General features: G+C 62.7%; 26 protein-coding genes. 14 read left to right on the top strand and 12 right to left on the bottom strand.

Annotated elements, in window-relative coordinates:
- Positions 1–13 precede the first annotated feature (13 nt).
- From phnK to phnG, 5 genes are read right to left on the bottom strand one after another with little or no spacing between them, the layout of a single operon-like run.
- Complete coding sequence (gene phnK / locus FF80_RS10830; protein ID WP_035100181.1) at positions 14–790, bottom strand: phosphonate C-P lyase system protein PhnK; 777 nt, start codon at positions 788–790, stop codon at positions 14–16.
- On the bottom strand, positions 787–1,668 hold the full coding sequence (locus FF80_RS10825) for an alpha-D-ribose 1-methylphosphonate 5-phosphate C-P-lyase PhnJ (RefSeq protein ID WP_035100180.1): 882 nt from the start codon (positions 1,666–1,668) through the stop codon (positions 787–789). The genes phnK and FF80_RS10825 overlap by 4 nt, the downstream gene beginning before the upstream one ends.
- Positions 1,665–2,750, bottom strand: coding sequence for a carbon-phosphorus lyase complex subunit PhnI (locus FF80_RS10820; RefSeq protein ID WP_035100179.1), 1,086 nt, complete (start codon positions 2,748–2,750; stop codon positions 1,665–1,667). Before FF80_RS10820 ends, FF80_RS10825 begins: the two co-directional genes overlap by 4 nt.
- Positions 2,751–3,350, bottom strand: coding sequence for a phosphonate C-P lyase system protein PhnH (phnH, locus tag FF80_RS10815; protein WP_035100177.1), 600 nt, complete (start codon positions 3,348–3,350; stop codon positions 2,751–2,753).
- On the bottom strand, positions 3,350–3,766 hold the full coding sequence (gene phnG, locus FF80_RS10810; protein ID WP_244445756.1) for a phosphonate C-P lyase system protein PhnG: 417 nt from the start codon (positions 3,764–3,766) through the stop codon (positions 3,350–3,352). The genes phnH and phnG overlap by 1 nt, the downstream gene beginning before the upstream one ends.
- Before the next feature lie 100 nt (positions 3,767–3,866).
- Between phnG and phnF the strand changes: the two genes are divergently transcribed.
- The gene (gene phnF, locus FF80_RS10805; protein ID WP_035100174.1) at positions 3,867–4,604 is read left to right on the top strand and encodes a phosphonate metabolism transcriptional regulator PhnF; all 738 of its coding nucleotides are present in this window, start codon (positions 3,867–3,869) and stop codon (positions 4,602–4,604) included.
- On the opposite strand, the gene phnN is transcribed toward phnF, so the two are convergent.
- The 6 genes from phnN to FF80_RS10775 form a co-directional block, all read right to left on the bottom strand.
- Positions 4,601–5,179, bottom strand: coding sequence for a phosphonate metabolism protein/1,5-bisphosphokinase (PRPP-forming) PhnN (gene phnN, locus FF80_RS10800; protein WP_035100172.1), 579 nt, complete (start codon positions 5,177–5,179; stop codon positions 4,601–4,603). The genes phnF and phnN overlap by 4 nt on opposite strands.
- Entirely contained in the window at positions 5,176–6,324 is a 1,149-nt protein-coding gene (locus FF80_RS10795) for an alpha-D-ribose 1-methylphosphonate 5-triphosphate diphosphatase (protein WP_035100170.1), read from the bottom strand. Before FF80_RS10795 ends, phnN begins: the two co-directional genes overlap by 4 nt.
- A gap of 3 nt (positions 6,325–6,327) precedes the next feature.
- The gene (locus FF80_RS10790) at positions 6,328–7,032 is read right to left on the bottom strand and encodes a DUF1045 domain-containing protein (protein ID WP_052153416.1); all 705 of its coding nucleotides are present in this window, start codon (positions 7,030–7,032) and stop codon (positions 6,328–6,330) included.
- A gap of 119 nt (positions 7,033–7,151) precedes the next feature.
- The gene (locus FF80_RS10785) at positions 7,152–7,784 is read right to left on the bottom strand and encodes a nuclear transport factor 2 family protein (RefSeq protein WP_035100169.1); all 633 of its coding nucleotides are present in this window, start codon (positions 7,782–7,784) and stop codon (positions 7,152–7,154) included.
- Positions 7,785–8,035: 251 nt separating this feature from the next.
- Positions 8,036–8,875, bottom strand: a complete 840-nt coding sequence (locus tag FF80_RS10780; RefSeq protein ID WP_052153415.1) for a bifunctional 5,10-methylenetetrahydrofolate dehydrogenase/5,10-methenyltetrahydrofolate cyclohydrolase — start codon at positions 8,873–8,875, stop codon at positions 8,036–8,038.
- Positions 8,876–8,883: 8 nt separating this feature from the next.
- Positions 8,884–9,660, bottom strand: coding sequence for an IclR family transcriptional regulator C-terminal domain-containing protein (locus FF80_RS10775; RefSeq protein ID WP_035100167.1), 777 nt, complete (start codon positions 9,658–9,660; stop codon positions 8,884–8,886).
- A 278-nt stretch (positions 9,661–9,938) separates the two neighbouring features.
- Here FF80_RS10775 and FF80_RS10770 point away from each other — a divergent pair, with 278 nt between their 5' ends.
- From FF80_RS10770 to FF80_RS10720, 11 genes are all read left to right on the top strand, one after another.
- Positions 9,939–10,520: an NAD(P)H-dependent oxidoreductase gene (locus FF80_RS10770; protein ID WP_035100166.1), complete on the top strand. Its 582-nt coding sequence runs from the start codon at positions 9,939–9,941 to the stop codon at positions 10,518–10,520.
- A 2-nt stretch (positions 10,521–10,522) separates the two neighbouring features.
- Complete coding sequence (locus FF80_RS10765) at positions 10,523–11,320, top strand: ABC transporter ATP-binding protein (RefSeq protein ID WP_244445755.1); 798 nt, start codon at positions 10,523–10,525, stop codon at positions 11,318–11,320.
- A gap of 4 nt (positions 11,321–11,324) precedes the next feature.
- On the top strand, positions 11,325–12,179 hold the full coding sequence (locus FF80_RS10760) for an ABC transporter permease subunit (RefSeq protein ID WP_035100165.1): 855 nt from the start codon (positions 11,325–11,327) through the stop codon (positions 12,177–12,179).
- Between the two features lie 53 nt (positions 12,180–12,232).
- Positions 12,233–13,393, top strand: coding sequence for a hypothetical protein (locus FF80_RS10755; RefSeq protein ID WP_152558342.1), 1,161 nt, complete (start codon positions 12,233–12,235; stop codon positions 13,391–13,393).
- Entirely contained in the window at positions 13,393–14,247 is an 855-nt protein-coding gene (locus FF80_RS10750; protein ID WP_035100161.1) for a bifunctional 5,10-methylenetetrahydrofolate dehydrogenase/5,10-methenyltetrahydrofolate cyclohydrolase, read from the top strand. Before FF80_RS10755 ends, FF80_RS10750 begins: the two co-directional genes overlap by 1 nt.
- 113 nt (positions 14,248–14,360) lie before the next feature.
- Positions 14,361–15,650 (top strand): ABC transporter substrate-binding protein, encoded by a 1,290-nt coding sequence (locus FF80_RS10745; protein WP_035100159.1) that lies wholly within the window; start codon positions 14,361–14,363, stop codon positions 15,648–15,650.
- Complete coding sequence (locus FF80_RS10740) at positions 15,650–16,618, top strand: sugar ABC transporter permease (protein ID WP_035100157.1); 969 nt, start codon at positions 15,650–15,652, stop codon at positions 16,616–16,618. The genes FF80_RS10745 and FF80_RS10740 overlap by 1 nt, the downstream gene beginning before the upstream one ends.
- Entirely contained in the window at positions 16,615–17,436 is an 822-nt protein-coding gene (locus tag FF80_RS10735; protein ID WP_035100155.1) for a carbohydrate ABC transporter permease, read from the top strand. The genes FF80_RS10740 and FF80_RS10735 overlap by 4 nt, the downstream gene beginning before the upstream one ends.
- A gap of 2 nt (positions 17,437–17,438) precedes the next feature.
- Positions 17,439–19,457, top strand: a complete 2,019-nt coding sequence (locus FF80_RS10730) for an alpha-amylase family protein (protein WP_035100153.1) — start codon at positions 17,439–17,441, stop codon at positions 19,455–19,457.
- Between the two features lie 11 nt (positions 19,458–19,468).
- Complete coding sequence (locus FF80_RS10725; RefSeq protein ID WP_035100151.1) at positions 19,469–20,530, top strand: ABC transporter ATP-binding protein; 1,062 nt, start codon at positions 19,469–19,471, stop codon at positions 20,528–20,530.
- A 5-nt stretch (positions 20,531–20,535) separates the two neighbouring features.
- Positions 20,536–22,770 carry a glycoside hydrolase family 95 protein gene (locus FF80_RS10720; protein WP_035100148.1) on the top strand — a complete coding sequence of 745 codons (2,235 nt, stop codon included), beginning with the start codon at positions 20,536–20,538 and terminating at the stop codon, positions 22,768–22,770.
- Between the two features lie 19 nt (positions 22,771–22,789).
- Here FF80_RS10720 and FF80_RS10715 read toward each other — a convergent pair whose 3' ends face one another.
- Positions 22,790–23,830 carry a LacI family DNA-binding transcriptional regulator gene (locus tag FF80_RS10715; RefSeq protein ID WP_052153414.1) on the bottom strand — a complete coding sequence of 347 codons (1,041 nt, stop codon included), beginning with the start codon at positions 23,828–23,830 and terminating at the stop codon, positions 22,790–22,792.
- 235 nt (positions 23,831–24,065) lie between these two features.
- On the opposite strand from FF80_RS10715, the gene FF80_RS10710 reads away from it, so the two are divergent.
- Together FF80_RS10710 and FF80_RS10705 are read left to right on the top strand one after the other, a co-directional pair.
- Positions 24,066–25,016: an NAD-dependent epimerase/dehydratase family protein gene (locus tag FF80_RS10710; RefSeq protein WP_035100232.1), complete on the top strand. Its 951-nt coding sequence runs from the start codon at positions 24,066–24,068 to the stop codon at positions 25,014–25,016.
- Positions 25,017–25,057: 41 nt separating this feature from the next.
- Complete coding sequence (locus FF80_RS10705; RefSeq protein WP_035100145.1) at positions 25,058–25,894, top strand: ABC transporter permease; 837 nt, start codon at positions 25,058–25,060, stop codon at positions 25,892–25,894.
- Positions 25,895–25,897 lie beyond the last annotated feature (3 nt).

The raw sequence follows: 25,897 nt of genomic DNA, 5'->3' as shown, positions 1-25,897 counted from the left end.
TTTCGCATCGCCCTCACACCTGCAAAATCGAAGACACAAGCAGCTGCGTATAAGGCTCGCGCGGATCGTCGAGCACGCGGTCGGTTAGGCCCGCTTCGATTACCCGCCCATCCTTCATCACCATCATGCGGTGGCTCAGCAGCCGGGCTACGGCCAGATCGTGGGTGACGATGATTGCCGCCAGCCCGAGCTCGCCCACCAGCCCGCGCAACAGATCGAGCAGGCGCGCCTGCACCGATACGTCTAGCCCGCCAGTCGGCTCGTCCATGAACACCAGCCTTGGCCCCGTCACGAGATTACGGGCAATCTGCAGGCGCTGGCGCATGCCGCCCGAGAAGGAGCGCGGTTGATCGTCGATCCGGTCGGCGGCGATTTCCACGCGGCCGAGCCAATCGATGGCCGTTTCCCGGATATGGCCATAATGCCGGTCGCCCACCGCCATCAGCCGCTCGCCCACATTGGCGCCGGCCGATACCGTCATGCGCAGCCCATCGGCCGGGTTCTGGTGCACAAAGCCCCAATCGGTGCGCATCAGAAAGCGCCGTTCGGCCTCGCTCAGCTCATAAAGATTGCGCCAGACCTCGTCGCGCATCCGATATTCCGTGCGGCCCGCACTGGGTTCGAGATGGGTGGAGAGGCAATTGAGCAGCGTCGTCTTGCCCGATCCGCTTTCGCCCACAATGGCCAGCACTTCGCCGGGCCATAGCTCGAACGACACATCTTTGCAGCCCAGGCGGTTGCCGTAATATTTGCTCAGGCCTTCGACCCGCAGCAGGGGTTGCTCGCTCATTCCGCCGCCTCCAGTTCTTCCCCGCTCAGGTGGCCACGATGGCCTTGGGCGCGGCGCTCTTCGCAATTGTCGGTGTCCGAGCACACGAACATGTGCCCGCCGTGATCATCCAGGATCACCTCGTCGAGATAGACGCCGGTAGCAGCGCATAGCGCGCAGGGCTGGGTAAAGTGCTGGATTTCGAAGGGGTGATCTTCAAAATCGAGGCTCACCACTTCGGTGAAGGGCGGCACGGCATAGATGCGCATTTCGCGCCCGGCGCCGAACAATTGCAGGGCCGGCGACATGTGCATTTTTGGATTGTCGAATTTGGGCGTGGGCGAGGGATCCATCACGTAGCGGCCCTCGACCTTGACCGGATAGGCATAGGTCGTGGCGATCTGGCCATGCTTGGCAATGTCCTCATAGAGTTTGACATGCATCAGCCCATATTCCTCGAGCGCATGCATTTTGCGTGTCTCGGTTTCGCGTGGCTCGAGGAAGCGCAGCGGCTCGGGGATCGGCACCTGATAGACCAGCACCTGGCCGGCCTGTAGCGGCCTTTCGGGAATGCGGTGGCGGGTCTGGATGATGGTTGCATCGGCCGTATGGGTGGTGGTCGCGACGTTGGCCACCTTGGCGAAGAAGGCGCGGATCGACACCGCATTGGTCGTGTCATCGGCGCCCTGGTCGATCACCTTGAGCACGTCGCTCGGCCCGATGATCGCCGCTGTCACCTGCACGCCCCCCGTGCCCCAGCCATAGGGCATGGGCATTTCGCGGCTGGCAAACGGCACCTGATAGCCGGGAATGGCAATGGCCTTGAGGATTGACCGTCGGATCATCCTTTTGGTCTGCTCATCGAGATAGGCAAAATTGTAGCTCGGGATCAGGCTCATTCCGCCGCTTCCTTCTGGGTTTCCTGCTCGGCCCGCATGCGCCGCACCACGTCGAGTTCGGCCTGGAAATCGACGTAATGGGGCAGCTTGAGGTGCTCGACGAAGCCGGTGGACTGCACATTGTCGAGGTGGCTGATGACGAATTCCTCGTCCTGCGCCGGGGCCACCACGTCCTCGCCGAATTCGCGGGCCCGCAGCGCCCGGTCGCATAGCGACATCGACATGGCCTTGCGTTCGGACTGGCCGAATACCAGCCCATAGCCGCGGGTGAATTGCGGGGGCACCTTGGCCGAGCCCTTGAACTGGTTGACCATCTGGCATTCGGTGACCCGCACACGGCCCAGGCTGACGGCAAAGCCCAGCTCGGCAATGTCGAGTTCCACCTCGACTTCCCCGATGCGGATTTCACCGACAAAGGGGTGCGTTCTGGCGTAACCGCGCTGTGTCGAATAGCCGAGCGCGAGCAGGAACCCTTCATCGCCCCGCGCCAATGCCTGCAGCCGCAAATCGCGGTCCAGCGGGTATTGCAAGGGCTCGCGCGTCAGATCGCCGATGTCCGGCTTGTCGTCGTGGGTGGTATCCGGCTCGATCAGCCCTTCATGAGCCAGCAGATCCGTTACGCGAGGCGCCTGTTCCGGATCGGCCGGCCGCCGGACTGGCGCCGCAACATCGCCGCCCTCGGCCACCACCGGGTCGAGCAGTCGGTGGGTATAGTCAAAGGTCGGTCCCAACATTTGCCCGCCCGGCAGGTCCTTGAACGTCGCCGAAACCCGGCGCTCGATCAGCATATTGGCGGTGTCGATCGGCACCGAATAGCCGAACCGGGGCAGGGTGGTGCGATAGGCGCGCACCAGGAAAATCGCCTCGATCAGATCGCCCCGAGACTGGATAATGGCGAGCGCCGCCAGTTCCCGGTCATAGAGCGAGCCTTCGGCCATGCAGCGATCGACGGCGAGGCCGAGCTGCTGGATGATCTGCTCGATGCCGAGCGCTGGCACCTGCCGATCACCCCGCCGCCGGTCGGCCAGCAGAGCATGGGCATTGGCAATGGCGGCTTCCCCGCCTTTTACGGCCACATACATTTAAGCGTCCTTCCCTGAAATTCGCGTGGTCCGCGGTAGCCCGATCACCGCTCCATCGGCCACCAGCAGCAGGTCGACCCCACGCGGGAACTGCGCACGGTTTTCCGCCCATTGCTCGAGGAAATCACCGGGCAGGCCGAGCGGGGATATCTCGACGCTATGTTCGATCCCCGGCCCCTTCAGCACGAGGGCATCGCCGCCGCTCAGCGCGGGAACGGCCACGATCACCGTGGTCGAGCGGTCGGGATAAATATCCGTGCCGAGCGAAAAGCCGTTCAACTGCAGGGTATTGCTGTCGCGTAACACCGCGAATTGCGCCTGGTCCCGTGCCACATTGAGGGGCGACCCGATATGGAACCGCAACCAGCCGGTTACCGCTTCTGTCGCCAGATCAGGCTCCAGCCATACGCCCGTATCGTGATCGCATAGTGTCAGCAGCACCGCTGCCAGTTCCGGCGTCAGCGGCGCTGGCGGGGTGAGGCCGAGCGCCAGTTGCTGAATTGTCCCCGGATTGGCCAGCGCATCCATCAGGGCGCGGAACCCCTGCTGGGCCTGCATGACCGGGTCGGCAAAGCCGCCATCGAGCATCAGATTGTCCATCAAACGTCCCCTCGCACCATGGTGAAGAAATCGACCTTGGTGGCGGCCGATTCCTCGCGCCGCTGCTGGTCGCCCTGGCTCACAACGGCCCGCAGCGGAGCCAGCACCTCGGCCTCCACCCGCTCCGGATCGCGCTGGAACAGCGCATCGAACACCGCAATCAGCCGCGCCTTTTCGAGGTCTCGGCCCAGGCAATAACCGTGCCCCACTTCGCCGCTGGCGAGCCGGACGCTTGCCCGGCTCACACTGGCCTCGCCCAGATTGAACGGCGCGCCACCACCGCCAGCGCGGCCGCGCACCATGACCAGCCCCGTTTCGGGACCACGCAGCGCGCGGAATTCGGGCTTTTCGGTCCAGTCGGTCCAATGCTGGGCGAGGGCCGCGCTCTCGGCCGCTGCCAGGGCATTTAGTGCCAACCGCCTCGGTTCTATCGTCATATCGCTTGCCTCTACTTGTCTAATAAACTAGACAACATAAATCCTGATTCTGGTCTTAGGCGCGCTGTGTGAATTTGCAATGACAAAAACCGAGTCCTCGTCCGAATCCCATCTCAGCGGCGTCGCGCTGTGGCGGCGCATTGCCGATGCCATCCGGCTCGACATCGTTGGCGGCAAGCGCCAGCCGGGCGATCGGCTGCCCGGGGAAACCGAGCTGGCGGAACGCTTTTCTGCCAATCGGCACACGGTGCGCCGGGCGCTGGCAGCGCTGCAGGCGGAGGGCGTCATCCGCACCGAGCAGGGCCGGGGTAGCTTTGTCGACCAGGCCCGCCGCGTCAGCTATCGCATTGGCAAGCGGACCCGGTTTTCGGAGAACCTGGCCGGGCAGGCTGCAACGATCTCGCGCGACATGCTGTCTTCGCGGCTGGAAAATGCGACGGGCAGCGTGGCCGCGGCGCTGGGACTGCGGGCGGGGACCAAGGTGACGCGGCTGGAAACCCTGTCATCGGCCGACAACCGCCCGATGTCGCGCGCCAGCATCTGGCTGAGCTATGCGGCCTTTCCAGATTTTGCGGTGCGCTTTGCGGAAAATCCGTCCATCACGGCAACGCTGGCGAGTTACGGCATTGCCGACTATGCCCGCGCCAGCACGCGTATATCCGCCCGCCACGCGGATGCCGACGAGACGGCAACGCTGAAACTCGCCCCCGGCGCCATTCTGCTGGTGTCGGAGGCGGTCGATACGGACCTCGGCGGCAAGCCCTTGCTCTATGCGTTGAGCCGCTTTCCGGCAGACCTCATGGAACTGGTGGTCTAGACTCGTTCCGCCTGGGCCTGTTGCAACAGGCCAAGAAAATGCTCGCCCGCTTCCTGTAAGGGACCGGAATTGTCGATCTCTACGCTTTCGCCGCCCGGCACGGCGACATCGAGCTGACGTGCCAGACGCTGGCGGATGGCCTCGGCGTCCTCGCGGCCCCGTGCCGCCAGGCGCTGGGCGATGATTTCGGGACGGGCCGAAATATTGGCCACGATGACCCGCCGGTAGCGGGCAGCGGCCTCCCCGATCACCTGCCGCGATACATTGGCGATGACCACGCGGCCAGCCTCGATATCGCTGTCAATGGAGCGCGGCAGGCCATAGCGCAGGCCATGCGCCTGCCAATGCAGTGCCAGCCCGTTGGATTGCGCCAGCGCCTCGAAATGGGCTTCGCTCAGGCTGTCATGATCTTCCGCCGCACGATCGGCCGGGCGGGTGACAATGCGGCGTACAAAGGTAAATTCAGCTCGTCCGGCCAGCCGCTGGCGGGCAAAGTCGATCAGCGAATCCTTGCCCGATCCACTGGGGCCGACCACGGCGACGAATGCACCGGAAGCCGAGGCGTCCGAACTCATATCACCCGGGTCCCTTCGCGCCAGACGGTGCGCACGATCGGAATGCCATCCTGCACCCGCACACGCACCAGATCGGCGCGCTTGCCCTGGGCGATTTCACCGCGATCATCCAGCCCCGCGGCCTGTGCCGGGTGCTTGGACACCAGCCGCACGGCGTGGGGCAGGGTGATGGCATCGACACTGTCGCCCAGCGAGAAAGCTGCCTGCAGCAGGCTGAAGGGGATGTAGTCGGACGAGAGGATGTCGAGCAAGCCATGCTCGGCCAGTTCGCGCGCCGAGACATTGCCCGAATGCGAGGAGCCGCGCACCACATTGGGTGCGCCCATCAGCACAGCCATGCCGGCCTGATGCGACGCGCGGGCGGCTTCCACGGTCGTGGGGAATTCAGCCACATCGATGCCCTGCGCAATCGCCTCATCGACATGGCCGAGCGTGGCATCGTCATGGCTGGCCAATACGATATCGTTGGCCTGGCAGAATTGCGAAATCGCCGCGCGATGCGGGCCGGCATGCTGCTCGGAGTCGCGAATGCGGCGCGTCGAGAAGTCGGCCAGCGCCTGATCGCTCATCTTGAGCTTGCCTTGATAATAGACGCGATAGGCATCCAGATTGGCGAACTGGCGCTGCCCCGGCGCGTGATCCATCAGCGAGGCCAGCCGCACCAGGGCATGGTCTTGCAGCTGTTCAAAACCGCGCAGGCAATCAGGCGCCGAAACTTCGCAGCGCAGATGAATGAAATGATCGGCCCGCAGGCGCCCCGATGCCTTGCCGGCAGCGATGGCGTCGGCCAGTACCAGCATTTCGGTGTCGCCCATATCCGCCTGCTCGTCCGTCCCCACGCGCAGCGCGTCGAACACGGTGGTAATGCCGGAAGCTGCGACCTGGGCATCATGCGCCTGAACGGCGGCAATGGCGTTCCAGCGTACTTTGGGGCGCGGCGCATAATGGTTTTCGAGGTGATCGGTATGCAACTCGACCAGACCCGGAATGACATAGTCGCCATCCATGTCCTCGCCATGCGCCGAAGCCGCCGAGATATCGGCAATCACGCCGTCGCGCAGCAGGATCGCCCCGGTAACGACTTCGTCGGCCAGGACGATGCTGGCATTGGTGAGAACGGTTTCGGCGGCATTCTTCTGCGTCATGGATCAAGCAATCTTGCGTCGGCGTTGAGTGGTAAACTGGTGACTGGAATGGACGAAGAACGGCGCATTGGGCTCCGGCTCCACGAACAGGGCAACTTGCCCGATATGCAATGGCGCCGTGGCAAGGTCGCCGAAATGGCGCCGCAATACCAGCGCGACGTGATCACGTTCCAGCTCATCGATGGGGCCGGTCAGCGTCATATGAAAGCGGAACTGGTCGAACACATTGGGATGACCCCAATTGCGCAGATTATCGAACTGCTGGCCGGTGAAGCGCCCGATATCGCCCCGCGCCAGATCGAGATCTGTGACCGGGCTGCGATAGATATCAAAGGCGGTGACGAAATCGGCCGCCAGGTCGTTGAGTTCGACCATAGGCACGGCCGGCACCAGCGCAAAGGCATTCTGGATCGGCGCAATGCGCATTTCGGGCACGGTGATAGAAGGCAAGCGGCGGCAGAAGCGGTCGAGCGCCGCTTGCAGGTCGCCGATTTCGTATTCAGGCGCCAGCCGGAACGGCGCCTTCAACGTGCCGTGAAAGCCGAAGCGGCGCGGAACGGCAGTGAGGAAGGCGTGGTCGGTTTCCACCAATCCCTCCACCGGCCAGCTCACCCGAGCGCCGGTATACGGGTCGCGCCGCAGCCATTGCGCCGCGGCAATCTGCAGCGGATCATCGGCCGGAGGAACAAAATAGATCGCGCAACGCATAGGGGGCCCACACTGGTTCCCATGCGTTACCTGAACTCTGTGACAGTTCGACAAATGTCTAGTTTAGTGCACAGGTTCTTTTCCGGGCTATGTGGCCCGAAAAGCGGTGGCGGCGAGCCCTATTTTGGTGCCGGGCAGCTATTGGTCGGCTCGACCTTGAGCACGGGGAAGCAATCCTTCCAGGCCTCGGTGCGCGGCGGCCACGGGGTGAGGAAGTCCGGGCTTTCCTCCAGCTCGAGAATGCCCTGCGCCTGCAAATTCTTCACCCGGCCATCGAGATATTCCTTGATAACGCTGATTTGGCCGTCCTTGACAGTGGCCACCCAGACATCGTTGACCACCTGGCGATTGCCGCGCTGGAAGGTGCGGAATTGCAATTCGGCGGCGACGCGGCCGGTTTCGGTGTCGATATAGAAGGCGTCGGCGGGCAGGAAAATACTCGTGTCGCTCGCCTGCTCGCAGAACAGTTTCAGGTCGGCGAGGATAGCGTCGACCCCGGTAATATGGCTGGTGGGGTAAGAGAAATCGACATCGGGCGCCACGGTCTTGGCCATCAGATCGCCATTGCACCTAGCCCAGGAACTGGCGAGATCGAAGATCAGATCCTGAAACTGTGCCCGAGGGCTGCCGGCTTCCTCGATCTTGCCGGAATATTCGACACCGGGCCGGACTTCGGCGGCGGATAGCGCAACGGGCAGGCAGGGCAATATGGTCAATATGGCGGCAAGCGTGCGAGCATTGCGCTTGAGCATCTCAACATCTCCTGATGATCGATTATCGAACTTGTGTTCGATTAATGATTATCAAGACAGCCCTTGCGGCCCACGCCCATCCGGTTTTTCCGAATGTCAGGAATGCGCAGATGACATAACTGTGACAGTGGCCGTCTGATGCTACCCTCCGAGTAGACCTCACCCTGAGCTTGTCGAAGGGCGAGGTCGTGGCAGAATTCTGGGGTACGACCTCGTGGTTCGACAAGCTCACCATGAGGTCTACTGCGAATCTAGGGTTTGTTGTGCCTGCTGATCGCCGCATCCACTATATTGCGGAACAGGCAGGCGGTGGTGATCGGCCCCACGCCATCGGGCGCATGGGTGACCGCGGCGGCCTTGCCCTCGACGCTGGCGAGGTCGACATCGCCCAGGATCTGTCGATTGCGGCGACTGATGCCGACGTCGATCAGGATAGCGCCTTGGGCGATGTGGTCGGCGGTGATCAGACCGGCTATGCCCGTGGCGCTCACGACGATTTCCGCCTGCCGCGTCAGTGCCGCCAGATCGCGCGTTGCCACGTGTCCTGCCGAGACACTGGCATTGCGATCGAGCAGCATCATGGTGAGTGGCCGGCCGACCACGGCGGAGGCGCCGACCACGGCGACATTCGCCCCGGCCAGATCGCCAAACAGGGTCTCGGCGCAGATTACACTGGCCTGTGCCGTCGCAGCACCCCGGCTTGGTGCGCCCAGCAGCAGGTTTCCGGCATTCAATGGGTGCAGGCCATCGACGTCTTTTTCCGCGCCAATCGCCAGCGCGGCCGCAATGGCGTCGACGCCTTGGGGCAGGGGGTAGAGCGTCATCACGGCATCCACGGCGGGGTCGTCGCGCAGCGCGGCCAATTGCCGGTAGATCGCGGGCGGGTCGCTCTCATAGGCCAGCAAGGTCAACGCAATGCCGGCCTGTTCCGCCATCTCCTGCTGCCGGGCGGCGTAGGCGCGCGCACCGGCATTGGTGGCGTCGAGCAGCACGGAGCAGGTGGGCCGAATGCCCGCAGATTGCGCGCGACGCAAGGTTTCGGCGTGCATGCCGCGGGCCAGGTCGAGGCCGGAGAATATGCGTGTCTGCACCGGACGCCCTAGAAGGTCAGGCCGATATCGGCCGCGCATTGGCGCAGTTTGGGGAACATCACCAGCTCGATATGCTCAGGCTGGTAACGGCTCTGCGGGAAGATGATCGAGATGGCGCCGATGACCTTGCCGCCTGCGCCAAATACGGGCACGGCGAGGGAATCCACGCCCTCGACATATTCGGCATCGGCGAAGCAATAGCCCTTGGCGCGGATCGCGCCGAGCTGGGCGATCAGCTTGTCCTTGCTGGTTTCGGTGTGCGCGGTGTGGGCGGTCAGCGGCGCATCGGCAATGATCGCGTCGCGGGTCTCTGCGTCGAGGAAGGCCAGCATGGCGCGGCCGGCGGCGGTGGGCAGCAGCGGAATGCGGCTGCCGGTGGTGACCATATTGAGGGTGAAGCGCGCCGGGCCATAGGAATGGGCGACGTAGACCGCCTCGGTATCGTCCAGCATGCTGAAGGACACGGCCTCGCCAACTTCGTCGGAGGCGAGCCGCAGGATGGGCTGGATGATCTGCGAAATGCCGCGACCTTCGACAAAACCCTGGGTCAGGCGCAGCACATGGGGGGTGAGCTCATAGCGGCCACGGTCGCTGGCGAGATAGCCGAGTTGTTCGAGCGTGCGCACCAACCGCCGCGCCACCGCCCGGCTGAGATTGGTTTTCTGGGCGACTTCGGCCATGGTCAGCACGCGGTTCTTGCCGTCGAACGCGCAGATGACCTCCAGGCCCTTGGCAAAGGTCAGCGAAACTTCCTTGTCGTCCGCGTCCAGCCTGCGCATGTCCATGCAACCCCCAAATCAAGATCATCTTAGGGATGTTCGATAATAGATCAATCGTTCGATTAGCGAGCGGCGCTCCATAAGTATGCCTATATATTGTGCAGATCAAGATTTGGCCTTCAAGTTAATCAATCGGCTTGACCGTGCCGCCAAACTGGCCTTAGACTCTACATAACGAACATTAATTCGATAATCGAACGCATTGGGAGCGAGGCTCTGTGGCTGCTGATTGGCAGGCGCGGAACCTGTTCGCATGCCTCGACGTCACGAGCCTAAGGATTGGAATGAAAGTCCACGTTATCTATGCCCACCCCCTGGCCGATAGTCTTGCTGCGCACCTGCATCGGGTGACGGTGGAGAGCCTCGTTCAGGCGGGGCATGAGGTGGACGATCTCGATCTCTACGCCGACAATTTCGACCCCGTCCTGTCGCAAGAGGACCGGCGCGACTATCACGACACGGCCATCAATCAGCGCAAAGTCGCGGGCTATGTCGCGCGGCTGCAACGCTGCGAGGGGCTGGTGCTGTGCCACCCGGTGTGGAATTTCGGCTGGCCGGCTATTCTGAAAGGTTATTTCGACCGCGTGTTCCTGCCCGATGTGTCGTTCAAGCTGGTGGACGGGCAGGTCTCGCCCGGCCTCAAGAACATCAGGAAGCTGGCGACCGTCACCACCTATGGCTCAAAGCGCTGGCGCGCCGTCGTGCTGGGCGATCCGCCACGCAAGAATGGCACGCGCTTTTTGCGCGTCGTCTGCCACCCAAGGGTCAAAGTGCGCTATCACGCGTTATACGACATCAACAATGCAACGCGGGAACGCACCGATGCCTACATCGCCAGGATCCGCGCCGAAATGCTGAAATTCTAGCCATGACCACTTCCCTGGCCCAGACAAAGACAGACAAAGCCCCGGCCAATGACCGGCTGCCGGGCAATGCCGCCCTGATGTTCGACGCCGTCTCGATGACCTTTCCCGATGGCACACAGGCGCTCGACACGGTGACGCTTGCCATTCAGCCGGGCGAATTCGTCTCCATTGTCGGCCCCTCCGGTTGCGGAAAATCCACCCTGCTCAAGCTGGCCTCGGGTCTTGAGAGCCATACCTCGGGCGATATTTGGGTCGATCGCGACAGCCTTGGCTATACCTTTCAGGATGCAACGCTTTTGCCGTGGCGCAAGGTGCTGGCTAATGTCGAATTGCTGATGGAACTGCGCGGCTTCGACCCCGCCGAACGCCGCCGCATTGCTCTGGAGCAGATCGAGCTGGTGGGCCTGACGGGGTTTGAAAACCACTATCCCCGGCGCCTCTCCGGCGGCATGAAAATGCGGGCTTCGCTGGCGCGCTCGCTCGCGCTCAATCCGGCAGTGTTTCTGTTCGACGAACCGTTCGGGGCGCTGGATGAAATCACCCGCGAGCGGCTCAATGACGAATTGATCGCGCTCTATACCAGGCAGAAATTCACCGGCCTCTTCATCACCCATTCCATCCCCGAGGCGGTTTATCTGTCCACCAAGGTCGTGGTTATGTCCAAGCGGCCCGGCCGGATCGTCGCCAGCTTCGACATTGCCTTCCCCGAGCCGCGCACGCCTGAATTGCGCTACACCAGCGGCTTTGCCGAAGTCTGCGGGGAAATCTCCCTGGCCCTGCGCAATGCGATGGAGGGCTAGGAGCATGGCAAGATCCCAACACAAGCTCGCCACCGAACGCTATCTCGCCAGGCCAGTGGTCGCGCGGCCCAGCGTATCCCAGCGCTCCGCCGCCGCTCTTCTGCCGCCGCTGCTCATGGGCGTGCTGGTCGTCATCGCCTATATCTGGACGCGCTCGGGGCTGGAGACCCACCGGCAATTCCTGATGCCGACGCTGGAAGGCCTGTGGACCCAGGCGTTCAGCCAGCCTGCAGTGCTCAGCCAATTGTTCAATGCCGCCGCCACCACGCTCTCGATCGCGCTGGCAGGGCTGGCGATCTCCATTCCCATCGGCATGTTGCTGGGCGTGGTGATGTTCCGCTTCCAGGTCATGGAAAAGGCCATCTTTCCCTACCTCGTCGCGCTGCAATCCATCCCGATCCTGGCGATCATCCCGCTGCTGCAATCGGCGCTCGGCTTCGGCTTTCTGCCCAAGGTGCTGATCGTGGCGCTGTTCACCTTCTTTTCCATTCCGACCACGTTGCTGCTGGGCCTCAAAAGCGTTGATCGCAGCATTATTGATCTGTTCCGCCTGCAAAAGGCCGGCTGGCCCACCATGCTGATCAAGGCCGGTTTTCCCTCGGCGGCGCCCACGCTGTTCGCCGGCCTGCGCATTTCGGCGGGGCTCGCGGTGATCGGGGCCATCGTGTCGGAACTGTTCTTCCTGTCCGGCCCCGGCGGGCTCGGGCAGATGCTGATCAACGCCAAGATCGATTTCAAATACGAACAGATGTATGCCGCATTGCTGGTGTCGTCGATGCTGTCGATATCGGTCTATCTGCTGTTCAGCTGGCTTGGAAACCGGCTGTTTTCAGAATGGCACGAGTCGGGGGGGAGGTAGCGCGAGGGATAAGCCAGACCCGCGCCCACCGAAATTCTTCACATGGGACAATAATGATGAACTTCAGGACCTTACTGCTCGCCGTCACCGCGCTCACCGGCGTCGGGCAAGCCGCCCACGCCGCCGAGCCGGGCGCTTTCGCCAAGGAACATTACACGACCCCATTGGCCGATATATGCCCCAATCCCTTCATCATCCAGAAGGATTGGCTGGCCCAGGCCGAACATGGCGGGCTCTATCAGATGATCGGGGCTGGAGGCGAAATGTCCTCCGGCAAATATCAGGGGCCGCTCGGCTCGACCGGCATTGATCTTGTGCTGCTCGAAGGCGGCGGCGGGGTCGGCCTGGGCGATGGCGAAACCGCCTATTCGGCGCTCTATATGGGCAATTCCAAAGCCGGCGTGACGCCGCATCTGGGCTTCCAGGAGCTGGACAACGCCTTCATCTTCTCCAAGCAATTCCCGGTCGTCGGCGTCGTCAGCCCGCTGGATAAATCGCCCACGGCTTTGTTCTGGGATAAGGCGACCTATCCCGAAGGCTTCAAGACCATCGACGATCTCAAGGCCTTCGCCGCTTCGGGCCAGGGCAAGATCTATGTCTCCACCATCAAGCGCACCTTCGGCAAATATCTGGTCGACCAGGGTGTGCCGGCCGATGTCTTCATCGAAGGCTATCGCGGCGATGGCGAGAATTTCGTCGCCAATAACGGCACCTGGCTCAATCAGGGCTTCGTCACCAGCGAGGTCTACAAGTTTACTAATGGCAATAATTGGGGCAAGCCGATCGATTATCTGCTGATGTCCGATGTCGGTTATTCGATCTATACCGGCATGCTCTCGGTCGCCACCAACCGGCTCGAAGAACTGGCGCCGTGCTTAGAAAAGCTGGTGCCTATCATCCAGCAGGCCGAGGTGGATTATGTCACCGATCCGGCCGAGGCCAATGGGGTCATCGTCGCCTTCAACGAAGGCGGCTTTGGCGCCGGTTATTGGAAGACCGATGCCGAACTGATGACCTATGCCGCCAAGGCACTGGTCGATTCCGGCGTCGTCTCCAACGGCAGCAATGCCACTTTGGGTGATTTCGATATGGTGCGGGTTTCGGCGCTGTTCGATCTGGTCAAGGGTGGGCTCGATGAACGCGCCGACCCGGCCGTCACGCCGGAAAGCGTTGTCACCAATCGCTTCATCGATCCCTCCATCGGGCTCAAATAATGCCGGAGCCGCAGGCCATTCTGCTCGACGGCGATAAGCTCGCCGGGCGCCTGCGGGGCGAGATGAAGGTGGATGCCGCGCGGCTCATCGCGCACGGCATCCAGCCGAAAATGGCGACTGTGCTGGTGGGAGACGATCCCGCCAGCGCCAGCTATGTGGCGCGCAAGCATGCCGATTGTGCCGAGATCGGCATTGCGGTCGAGGATATGCGGCTGCCTGCCACGATCTCCTCCGATGAACTGCTGGCGGCCATAGCTGCGCTGAACGCCGATCCGTCCGTCCACGGTTTCATGGTGCAATTGCCGCTGCCGGCCGGGCTCGATGAGGCCGCCATGCTCGAGGCCGTGCGGCCCGACAAGGACATTGATGGCCTGCACCCCATCAATCTGGGGCGCCTGCTGGCCGGTCAGCCCGGCTTTTTGCCCTGCACCCCCGCCGCCATCCTCACTCTGCTGCAGGCCTACGATATCCCTTTGGCCGGAGCGGAAGTGGCCATCATCGGCCGCGGCAACCTGGTTGGCCGGCCGTTGGCCATGCTGCTGTCGCAACGCGGTGTGGACGCGACCGTTACTCTGCTGCACAGCCAATCCCGCGATCTGGCGGCAGCCACACGCCGCGCCGATATCGTCATTTCGGCCGCGGGCATTCCCGATCTGGTCACAGCTGAAATGGTCAAACCCGGCGCCGCTGTTGTCGGTGTCGGCATCAGCTATGTCGCTGGCGTGATGACTTCGGATATCGCTGCGGGCGTTGCACAGGTGGCCGGTTGGATCACCCCACCGCACGGCTCCGTCGGAGCGCTGACGCGGGCCATGCTGCTCAGAAATCTGCTGCGCGCCGCAGCCGGACAATAATCTCGCACCCTCATCATCTCACCCGCTTCCACAGGGGATTGATAGATGATAACGTTTCAATATTGTTGATGATAGCCACGCAAAGAGGGCTGGATCAATGCGGAGGAGAAAGCATGAGCAAATTCAAAGGTGTCTGCGGACGACGTGCGCTTCTATCGGGTCTTGCCACGGCGGCGCTGCTGACCATGGGTGGCGCTGCCCTCGCCCAGGAGGTCAGCGGGGAGCTGGTCATCCTGCAGTGGCAGGGCGGTACCGATCTTGAGATGTGGCATGAAGTCGAAGCCAAATTCACGGAGCTCAACCCCGGCGTCACGGTGCGGGAATTCCAGCCGGCCGGCGGTCAGGGCGATCCCCGCGCGGGCATCCGCACGGTCCTGCTGGGCGGCGAGGTGGTCGATATCATCATCAACACCTGGCCGGCATTCCGTGTGGAACTCAACAATGCGGGCATTCTGCGCCCCGTCGAGGAGCAATGGGCCAGCTTTGGCTGGGACGACAAGCTCAGCCAATCCTGGAAGGATCTGGGCGCCATCGATGGCGTGCCTTATGGCGTGACCTATACTTATGGCGACCGCTCGGCCATCTGGTACAAGACCGCCCAGCTCGAAAAGGCCGGTGTCACCCCGCCCACGAGTTGGGGAGAATTCCTGGCCAGCTTCGATGCGCTCAAGGCCGCCGGCTATTCCTATCCCGTCGTCATCCCGGCCAAATATTGGGCGCATGGCGAGTGGTTTGAGACCCTGTTGCTGCGCACAGCGGGCGTCGAAACTGCAGCCCAGCTGGCGCGCCACGAAATCCCCTGGACCGATCCCAAGGTGCGGGGCGCCATGGTCAAGTTCAAGGAAATGCTGGACGCCGGCTGCTGCGCCAACCCGGCCACCATGCTCGCCACCGAGGACCCCTATCCATCCGTCTTCCGGGCCGAGGAGGGCAATTATCTGTTGATGGGCATGTGGAGCAATGCCGCGCTCAAGAAAGACTATGGGCTGGAGGAGGGCGTGGACTATTCCATCTTCCAGTTCCCGGCGCTTGGCATGGGGTTCGACGACACCACAAGCGTCGATACAAAGGAGCTGGTGGTTACCAGCAATGGCAACAATCCTGCTGCTGCCGATGCGTTCCTCGATTTTATCATCGGGCCGGACGCCGCCAATATCATGGGCAAATACGGCTATGCCTCGCCGAGCACCGCGTTCGACACTTCCCTGCTTGGGCCGGTGCAGCAGACCGCAGTTGCCGCCGTTGCGGAGGCAAAGGTACAGTTCGTGCTGGGCGATCTGCTGCCGGGCGACCTGGTCGATGAGTATCGCATTCAGCTGCAGCGCTTCCTGCAGGATCCGAGCGAAGACATGATCGACACGGTGCTGGCCGCTATCGAAGCCAAGGCGGCCACGGCCTATTGATGACCAGTTCCGGCGCAAAACCAACGGCGGACGCGTTCGCCGATATCTCCTCCCCCCTGACTGGCGGCCGGCGCGAGCCGGTCGTCAGGCGCGGGCAAAAAGGGCTAAGGGACGCGCCGGCGGCGTGGTTGCTGATCGCCCCCGTCATCGTGCTGTTCGGCATTTCGGTAATCTATCCGCTGATCGATACGATCCGGCTGTCGCTGTTCGACATCAAGGGACTGGCGCCGGCCAAATTCGTCGGCCTGGGCAATTATGCGGCCCTGTTTGCGGATGCCACGTTCCGCAATACGCTGCTGACCACCCTGATCTTTACGCTGGGCACCACGCTCATTTCGGTGTCGCTGGGCTGGACGCTGGCGATGCTGTGTTCATTTGCGCCGCGCCACACCCTGCCATTTCGCGGCATGTTCTTCGTCACCTTCGGGATTTCCGAAGCCGTGTCGGGCTATATGTGGATCAATATCCTGCGGCCGGACAAGGCCGGCCTGCTCAATTCGCTGATCGGCAGCGTGGTGCCGGGCTTCCAGCATTCCTGGCTGGGCGATCCGGTAACGGCGCTTTGGTCGCTGATCTTCGTAGCCTCCTGGAGCGGGGTCGGCCTGCCGCTGATGCTGTGCTTTGCGGCGGTACAGGGCATTCCCAAGACGGTGCTCGAAGCCGCCTATATGGATGGGGCCAAACCCATGTCCATCATGCGGCACATCATGGTGCCGCTCTCCATGCCTGGCGTACGCGTCGCCATCTTTATCAACCTTTTGGGCGCGCTGCGGGCCTTCGACATCATCTATGTGATGACCGGAGGCGGGCCGGTGCGCGCCACCGAAACGGTGGGCTATTTCATGTATCGGGAATCCATGACCCAGTTCAAACTCGGCTATGGCGCTGCCGCCACGGTGGTACTGCTCGTGGCGGTGCTGGTCGTGTCCATTCCGGCGATTATCCAGCGCACGGCAGGTGCGAAATGATCGGCCGCGTTCCGTGGTGGACAGTCATTGTCGTCGGCGTGCTGGCGGTGTGCTGGGTGGTCCCGGTACTGGGTATCGTGCTGACCTCCATCCGCCCACCCGCCGACGTGGCGCTGGGCTGGTGGCGGCTCGACAATATCCGCTTCACGCTCGATGCCTGGCAGCGCGTCTGGGTGGAATATCCGCTCGCCGAATCCTTCTTCTATACGGCGCTGCTGGCGGCCTTGGCGACGCTGGGAACCATGCTGCTGACGCCGGCCGCAGCCTATGCCTTCCACTTCCTCAAGTTCCGCTCACGCCGGCTGCTGCTGATCATCATCATCAATGCCTTCGTGCTGCCCCAGCAGGTCGTGGTCATACCGCTATTTACGCTGTGGCGGGACATGAAGCTGATCGACAATCCCCTGGCCGTACTCATTCCCTATGTCGGGATGAGCTTTGCCTGGTCCATTTTCCTCGTGAAGAACTTCCTCGAGGATTTTCCCAAGGAGCTGATCGAGGCCGCCAAGATAGACGGGTGCGGCCCGATCAAGACCCTGCAGCATGTCGTGCTGCCCAATGCCACCAGCCCGATCTTTGCTGTGGGCGTGCTGCAGTTCCTGTGGAGCTGGAATGCTCTGCTGCTGCCCATGCTCTATCTGCGCAGCATGGTGCCGCTGCCGGTTCTGCTCACCAAGGTGTCCGGCACCTATGAGATGAACTGGGACCTGCGCTCGGTCGCCGCCATCGTCACGACCATCGTGCCCCTCATCGTTTTCGTCGTCTTTCAACGCCAATTTGCTGCCGGCTCACAAACCCGCACCGGAGCCAAGGAATAATCATGCCCGTGACGAACAAGCCGATCCGCTATCGGCAGATCCACCTCGATTTCCACACCTCCGAGCATATCCTGGCCATCGGCGCGGCCTTTGATCCCGATGATTTTGTCGCCACCTTCAAGGCGGCCAATGTGGATAGCGTCACCATCTTCGCCAAGTGCCACCACGGCTGGTCGTACTACCCGAGCGAGGTCGGCGCGCCCCATCCCAATCTGGCCCGTCCAGACCTGATGGGCGACATGATCAAGGCGCTGGCCGCCGCCGATATCGAAGCGCCGATCTATATTTCGGTGCAATGGGATGAGCGCAATGCGCGCCTGCACCCGGAATGGCGCGTGCGATCCGCCACCAGGAACCGCTTCGATCCCGGTCAATTGCAGGCCGCCTGGCATACGCTCTGCCTCAACCACAAGGCCTATCGCGACGAACTGCTCGAGCACGCGCGCGAAGTCGTGCGCAATTACGACACGCCCGGCCTGTTCTTCGACATCGTTCTGGCTACCGATTGCGTGTGCCAGCAGTGCCTCGAAAGCATGGCCGCCCACGGGCTCGATCCGGCCAAGCCTGAGGATCGCCTGACCAATGACGAATGGGTCAACGAGGTGTTCCGCACGGAAATGACGGCCGCCCTGCATGCCGAATTTCCGGGTCTGCGCATCTTCTACAATTGCGGCCATATCCATAAGCAGGGCCGCAAGCGCTTTGCGCCCTACACCCATCTCGAGCTCGAAAGCCTGCCCACCGGCGGCTGGGGCTATGACCACTTCCCCGCCAGCGCCCGCTATGCGGCAACGCTGGGGCTCGATTTCCTCGCCCATACCGGCAAGTTCCACCTGTCCTGGGGCGAATTCGGCGGCTTCAAGCACCCCGACGCGCTGGAATATGAGGCGGCGCAGATGGCGGCCCTGGGCTCCAAATGCCTGGTCGGCGACCAGCTCCACCCCAATGGCGCCATCAACCCCGATACCTATGCCTCGATCGCGCCGGCCTATGCTCGCGTCGCCAAGCTCGAGCCCTATATCGAGGCCGCAAGGCAGGTGTCGCAGGTGGCTATCCTGTCCTCGGAATATTTCCACCACGCCGGCGATCGCAACAGCACGGCCGATGCCGGCGCCGCCCAGATGTTGCTCGAGCTGAAAATCCCCTTCGATGTCATCGACGGCACCTCGGATTTTTCGCCCTATGCAGTGATCATCTTGCCCGATGACATTCCGGTCGATGCAGCGCTTGCCGACCGGCTGAACGCCTTTGTGGGGCAGGGCGGTGGCCTGCTGCTGTCGGGCAGTTCGGCGCAGGGTGCGGATGGGCAATTCGCCATAGAGGCCGGTATCCGCAGTGAGGGGCCGGTGGCGTTCACACCTAGCTATATCGGCTCGGGCAATGAGCTCGACCCCGCGCTGACCAAGTCGCCCTTCGTCGTCTACGGCACGGCCCAGCAGATCGTGGCGCAGGGCGCCCAGGTGCTGGCCCAGGTCGTGCCGCCCTATTTCAACCGCAGCTACCGGCATTTCTCCTCGCACGCCCATGCGCCCGACAATACGGACGCGGCGCCCCTTGGCGCGGCGGTGACGCTGTCTGGCCGGGTGGGCTACATCGCCTATCCGATCTTCGGCATCTATCACAATGTCGGTCAGCCGCTGTACCGGCACGTGGTCAAGGCCCTGTTGTCGCGCCTGCTGCCCAAGCCTGCCTTGAGCACCGACCTGCCATCGGCCGGGCGTGCGACGCTGACCCATCAGGCCGAGCGCGGCCGGCATGTCCTGCATCTGCTCTATGGTCCGCCTCAGGTGCGCGGCAAGGCGGTGCCGCATGGGGAGGGCACCCGCGTCATGGAAATGATCGAGGATATTCCGGCCATCGGCCCGGTCAGCGCTGCGGTCCGCCTGCCCAGCCGCCCGACCCGTGCCTATGAAGCGGTGAGCGGCCAGGATCTCGATGTGCAGGACCTTGGCGGCGGCACCTATGGCGTCACCCTGGATCGGCTGCGCATCCACGCGGCCATCGTGTTCGAACAAGCCTAGGAGGACCGACAATGGCAAGCGTGACGCTGAGCAATGTCAGCAAATCCTATGGCGCTTTCGAGGTCATCGACAATCTCAACCTGACCGTGGATGACGGGGCATTCACCGTGTTCGTGGGCCCCTCGGGCTGCGGAAAATCCACGCTATTGCGCATGATCGCCGGGCTGGAGCCGATCACCAAGGGCGACCTGGTCATCGATGGGCGGCGCGTCAACGATGCCGACCCGATCGAGCGCGGCGTCGCCATGGTGTTCCAGAACTATGCGCTCTACCCGCATATGACAGTCGAGCAGAATATCGGCTTCTCGCTGCGCATGGCGGGCCTCGGCAAGCCCGATATCGAAGCCCGTGTGGTCGCTGCCGCGCAGACGCTGCAGATCGAGCCGTTGCTCAAGCGCAAGCCGGCCCAGCTCTCGGGCGGGCAGCGCCAGCGCGTTGCCATCGGCCGCGCCATTGTGCGCGATCCCGAGGTCTTCCTGTTCGATGAACCGCTCTCCAATCTCGATGCGGAATTGCGCGTTTCCATGCGCGTGGAAATCGCCAAGCTGCACAACAAGCTCGGCTCCACCATGATCTATGTGACCCACGACCAGACCGAGGCCATGACCCTGGCCGACAAGATCGTGGTGATGCGCGATGGCAAGATCGCCCAGTCCGGCACGCCCGACGAGCTTTATGACAATCCCGACAATCTGTTCGTCGCCGGCTTTATCGGCTCGCCGCGCATGAATTTCCTGCGCGCCGAACTGACCCAGGGCAGCCTCAAGCTGGCGGCGGGCCCCACGCTATCCGCTGCTGGCCTGCCTGATGCCGGTGAAGCGCTGGTCGGCCTGCGCCCCGAGAATTTCGTGCTCGATGGGGGTGATGCAAGCCTCGTGGTCAAGGTGGATGTCGTCGAAAATCTGGGGGGCACGCGCTACCTCTATGGCACCACCGGATCGGGCGAAGCCCTGGTGGTGGAAGTGCGCGACAGGGCGGGCATCAAGGCCGGCGACAATGTGCAGGTGGGCATCAACGCCGCCCGCAGCATGGTTTTTGCGGCCTCTGGCCAGCGTGTGCGTCCGGGACACTGAACTTTATGACATCACTTAATCTCTGGTATCGGTCCCCCGCGGTGGAATGGACCGAGGCGCTGCCGCTCGGCAATGGGCGGCTGGGCGCCATGGTGCATGGCGCCATTGGCCGCGAGGAAATCCAGCTCAATGAATCCACCCTGTGGTCCGGCGGTCCCTACCAGCCGGTCAATCCGCAGGCGCTGCCCAATCTGGCCGCGGTGCGGGAGCTGATCTTTGCCGGCCGCTATGCCGAGGCGCAGGCACTGGCCAACCAGCACCTGATGGCGCGCCCCTATCTGCAGATGAGCTACCAGCCGGCCGGCAATATCTTCCTCGAATTCCGCCACGAAGCCGCCCCCGGCAGCTATCGGCGCGAACTCGACCTGCAAACCGCCATCGCCACCACCAGCTATCATCTGGGGGGCACCACCACGCTGGTTCGGCGCGAGAGCTTCATCTCGGCGGCCGATGACGTGCTGGTCCTGCGGGTCGAGACCGCCCGCCCCGGCACGCTGGCGTTTGAAGCCTGGCTCGACAGTCCGCAAACCGGCGATTGGCTCACCGGTGACGCCACGCGCCTCGATTATCGCGGCACCAATTTTGGCAAGCATGGCGTTGAAGGCCAGCTTCGCTTCGGCATCGGCGTCGACATGCGCCTTGAGGGCGGAACAGCGGAGCGCCGGGGGCGGCGCCTCGTGGTGCGCGACGCCACGGCGGTGGTGTTTATCCTCGATATTGCCACCTCCTTCCGCCGCTTCGACGATGTATCCGGCGACCCCGACGCGCTACTGGCGGCGCGGCGCCAGGCCGTTTCTGGCAAGGATTATGTCACCCTGCGCGCCAGCCATATCGCGGCGCATCAGCGCTTGTTTAACCGCCTCGCCATCGACCTGGGTCCCGGCAAGCAGGACCTGCCGACCGACGAACGCATCGCCCGTTTTGCCGATGGCCAGGACCCGGCGCTCGCCGCGCTCTATGTGCAATATGGCCGCTATCTGATGCTGTCCTCCAGCCGGCCGGGTACGCAGCCCACGACCCTGCAGGGCCTCTGGAACAAGGAGACGCGCCCCCCCTGGGGCAGCAAATACACCACCAATATCAATGCCCAGATGAATTACTGGCTGCCCGATCCGGCCAATCTGGCCGAATGTTTCGAGCCACTGCTGGACATGGTGGAAGACCTGACTTTGACGGGCGCCGAGATGGCGCGCACCCATTACGGCGCCCGCGGCTGGGTACTACATCACAATACCGATTTGTGGCGCGCCACCGGCCCGGTCGATGGCGCCGAATGGGGTCTGTGGCCCACCGGGGGCGCCTGGTTCTGCGCGCAATTGTGGGATCATGCCAGCTTTGCCGGCCGCCCCGATGCGCTGGTCAAGCGCCTCTTGCCGGTGTTGGCGGGGGCGGTTCGCTTCGTCCTCGATACACTGCAGCCGCTGCCGGGCAGCGACCTGTTGGTCACCGTGCCCTCGCTCTCGCCAGAAAACCTGCACCCGCACGGCGCGGCCCTCTGTGCCGGCCCGACCATGGACAACCAGATTCTGCGCGACCTGTTTGACGCTTATCTCGCCGCCAGCATGCAATTGGGCCTGACCGACCCGATGCAGGAAGAGGCAAGCGCAGCGCGCGATCGGCTGCCGCCGCATCGCATCGGCCGGGCGGGGCAATTGCAGGAATGGCTGGAGGATTGGGACATGGAGGTGCCCGAAATGCACCATCGCCACGTCTCGCATCTCTATGGGCTTTATCCCAGCCAGCAGATTGCTGTCGACACCAGCCCCGAACTGGCCGCCGCCGCGCAACGATCGCTAGAAATTCGCGGCGACGACGCCACCGGCTGGGGCATTGGCTGGCGTATCAATCTGTGGGCGCGGCTGGGGCAGGGGGACCATGCCCATGATGTACTGGCGCTGCTGCTCTGCCCGCAGCGCAGTTATCCCAATCTGTTCGACGCTCACCCACCGTTTCAGATCGATGGCAATTTCGGCGGTGCCGCCGGCATTCTCGAAATGCTGGTGCAATCGCGCGAGGGTGTGCTCGACCTGTTGCCGGCACTGCCCTCGCATTGGCGCCAGGGCTCAGTCCATGGTCTGCGCGCCCGCGGCGGGCTGACGCTCGATCTGGAATGGCTCGATGGCCGCCCCAAAAGCCTGCGCGTCACGACAACCCGGACGCAGACCATAATTGTGCGCTGGGGCGAGTCTGCGTCGGAACTCATAGTGACCGGCAGCGGGGAGGCGTCGCTGTCCTTCTGACGGGTTGATCGGCGCGCCGCTATTTGAGGCGGCGCGTCGAATCCCGCAGGGTGATGCCGCAATCGATCCGTTGCTCGTGCCGCCCCATGGCCGAAGGATCGGCCAGCCTTGCATCCACAATGTGGGCGATGGCTTCGGCGACCTCGGCTATGGGCTGGCCGACAGCCGTGATGGCCGGATTGTGCAGGCGCAAGGCCGGCACATCGTCGAAACTCACCAACGACAGATCGCGCGGGATCTGGATTCCCGCTTCATGCAGATAGGCCAGCCCGCCCAGTGTCATGTTATAATTGGCGCAGAACACGGCCGTCGGTGGATTGGCCAGCGTGAGCAATTCGCGCATGCGCTCATAGCCGCGGATTTCGGCCCATTGTCCGTCCATCACCAAAATGGGGTCCGGGGTAAGCCCGCGGGCAGCGAAGGCATCGTGATAGCCCGCCAGGCGTTCGCGACCCGCCGAGTCGCGCTGGCTGCCGTGAATGGTGGCAATCCGCTCATGCCCCAGCTCGAGCAAATGGTTGACGGCGCGGGCGCTGGCCTTGCGGTTGTCCACGAACACCCGGTCCACCGGCAGGCCGGGAATGTCATTGTCGTACAGCACGACAACCAGCCCCTCGTCGATATGGCGCAGCACTTCGTGGCGGATGCTCTCCTCGCCGTCCATCACCAGAGCATCGACCCGGTGCGCAGCAAAAAACTCGAGCCCTTCGCGGATCGTGGCGGGTTGGGTATTGTGACAGAACGACAGCACGGCGCGCCCCGAAAGCCGCATCTGGCGCGACAATTGCTCAAGCATGGCCGCATGAAACTCGCCCAGCGCCGGCACCAGGAAGCCGACAATGCGGCTGGTATTGGTTTTCATGGCAACGGCAGTGGAATTGCGCCGGTAACCCAGCGCAGCAATGGCCCGCTCGATCTGATCGCGATTGCTCGCGCGCACGGGCTGTCCATTGAGATGCCGCGACACGGTCCCGATCGCCACCCCCGCCACCTCTGCCACATCCACAATGGTCGCCGGCCGCTTGCGGACCTGATTTTGGGCATTGGCTCGACTGGTCATGGCACGTTTGATCCTGCAGGGCACGAGTGACCTTGATAGCTGGTGCGAGCCAGCAAAGCCAATGTTGGGATGTGAGCGGCGTTGTTATCCCGCGACCTGCTTTGGGTGGAGAGGTCTCACTACGGCCGTTGCGGAGATTAAGGTAAACCCAAAAGCAAAGTTGCAGGCAAGTTGTTGGTAATATAACGTTGTTTTAGACTGCAATAGGTCGATGTGGGTCGGCAAGGAATGCAATATGAAGAAAGTACTTCTTGCTGGAGGTTGCGGGTTTATCGGCTCACATTTGGCAGATCGAATTTGCCGGCGCAACGATATCGAGCGGCTGGTCATAGTCGATAATCTATGGACCGGCCGGCTTGAAAATCTGGCTGCGATTTCCGATGCGCGCGTCGAATTTATACAATCGGACGTAGAAACTTTCACGTCCGGCACCAAGTTCGATGAAATCTATCATCTGGCGTCTCCGGCATCGCCGCCCTGGTACATGACACAGCCATTGCGCACCATTTCGGCCAATGTCGTCGGTGCGCTCAATTTGCTGAACCTGCTCAAGCCAGGCGGTGTGATCGGATATACTTCCACCTCCGAAGTCTATGGTGATCCGGTCATCACGCCGCAGCCGGAAACCTACCGTGGTTCTGTCGATTGCACCGGCCCCCGCTCGTCCTATGACGAAAGCAAGAGATGTGTCGAGGCGATGCTGTTCGAGGCTCACCGGGTACACGGTACGCGCGTCAAAGTCGCGCGCCTGTTCAACGTCTATGGCCCGCGCACCCGCCCCGATGATGGTCGCGCCGTCTCCAATTTCATCACCCAGGCACTGCAGGGCAAGCCGATCACCGTCTATGGGGACGGCTCCCAGACCCGCAGCTGGGGCCATGTCGATGACATCGTGGAAGCGCTCGAACGCTATTTCTGGCGCGACGGCACCGATTATCCCGGCCCGCTCAATATCGGCAATGATCGCGAGATTTCGGTGCTTGAAGTGGCTGAGTTTATCCAGAGCCATTTTCCCAAATCCCCGATCGTGTTTCTGCCCCCCGTGGTGCAGGACCCCACCAATCGCCGCCCCGACCTGGCATTGTGCAACCGGATCTTGCCGGGCTGGAAATGCGCCATCCCTTACGAAGAAGGGGTGCTGCTGAGCACGGAATGGTTCCGCAAGGACATGCTGATCCCGGCGTGATCGATTGAAATGGTCGCTGGCCAACATCTGCTGGAGCCCTGATGTCAGAACAGCCTGATCGGCACGCCACGCTCATCACGCCGGACCGGGGTTCGATTCTCGCCTATCTGGGCGAAGTATGGGCCAATCGCGATCTCGTGGCCTTCCTGGTCTGGCGCGACATCAAGGTACGCTATCGTCAGACCTTCTTCGGCGCGGCCTGGGCGCTGGTGCCGCCGTTTTTCACCATGGTCGTCTTCACCTTGATTTTCGGCACCCTGGTCAAGGTTGCCTCCGATGGGCAGCCCTATTGGGCGTTCAGCATCTGCGCGCTGACCGCCTGGAACTACTTTTCCCAGGCCCTTACCAACGCCGCCAACAGCGCCATCAACAATGCTTCGCTGATCGAGAAAGTCTATTTTCCGCGCCTGTCGCTGCCGCTGTCCGCGATCCTGTCGCCTCTGCTCGATCTGGCAATCGCCCTGGCATTCCTGGTTCCGGTCCTGGCCATGGCCGGCATCGTGCCCAGTGTCCGGCTACCATTATTGATCCCCTTGACGGCCATTGCCCTGGCATCGGCACTGGGGCTGGGTGCCATTCTGGCGGCGCTGAATGTGCGCTATCGCGACGTCCGCCATCTCGTGCCGCTGCTGCTGCAATTGGGCCTGTTTGCCACGCCCGTGGTCTATCCCGCCAGTCTGGTTCCGGAAGCGCTGCGCCCGCTGCTCGGGCTCAATCCGATGGCCGGCGTGGTCGAAGGCTTCCGCTGGGTGCTGCTCGGCTCATCCGCCGATCCCTGGCCGCTTGTCGCCGTCTCCGCCGTCACGGCTATGGTGCTGCTCGCCTGCGGTATTTTCGTTTTCATGCGGCTCGAACGCAGCTTTGCCGATCTCATCTAGGAA

The sequence above is a fragment of the Devosia sp. LC5 genome (assembly GCF_000735585.1).
Lineage (GTDB): Bacteria > Pseudomonadota > Alphaproteobacteria > Rhizobiales > Devosiaceae > Devosia.
This window is presented reverse-complemented; position numbering and strand designations above follow the sequence as displayed.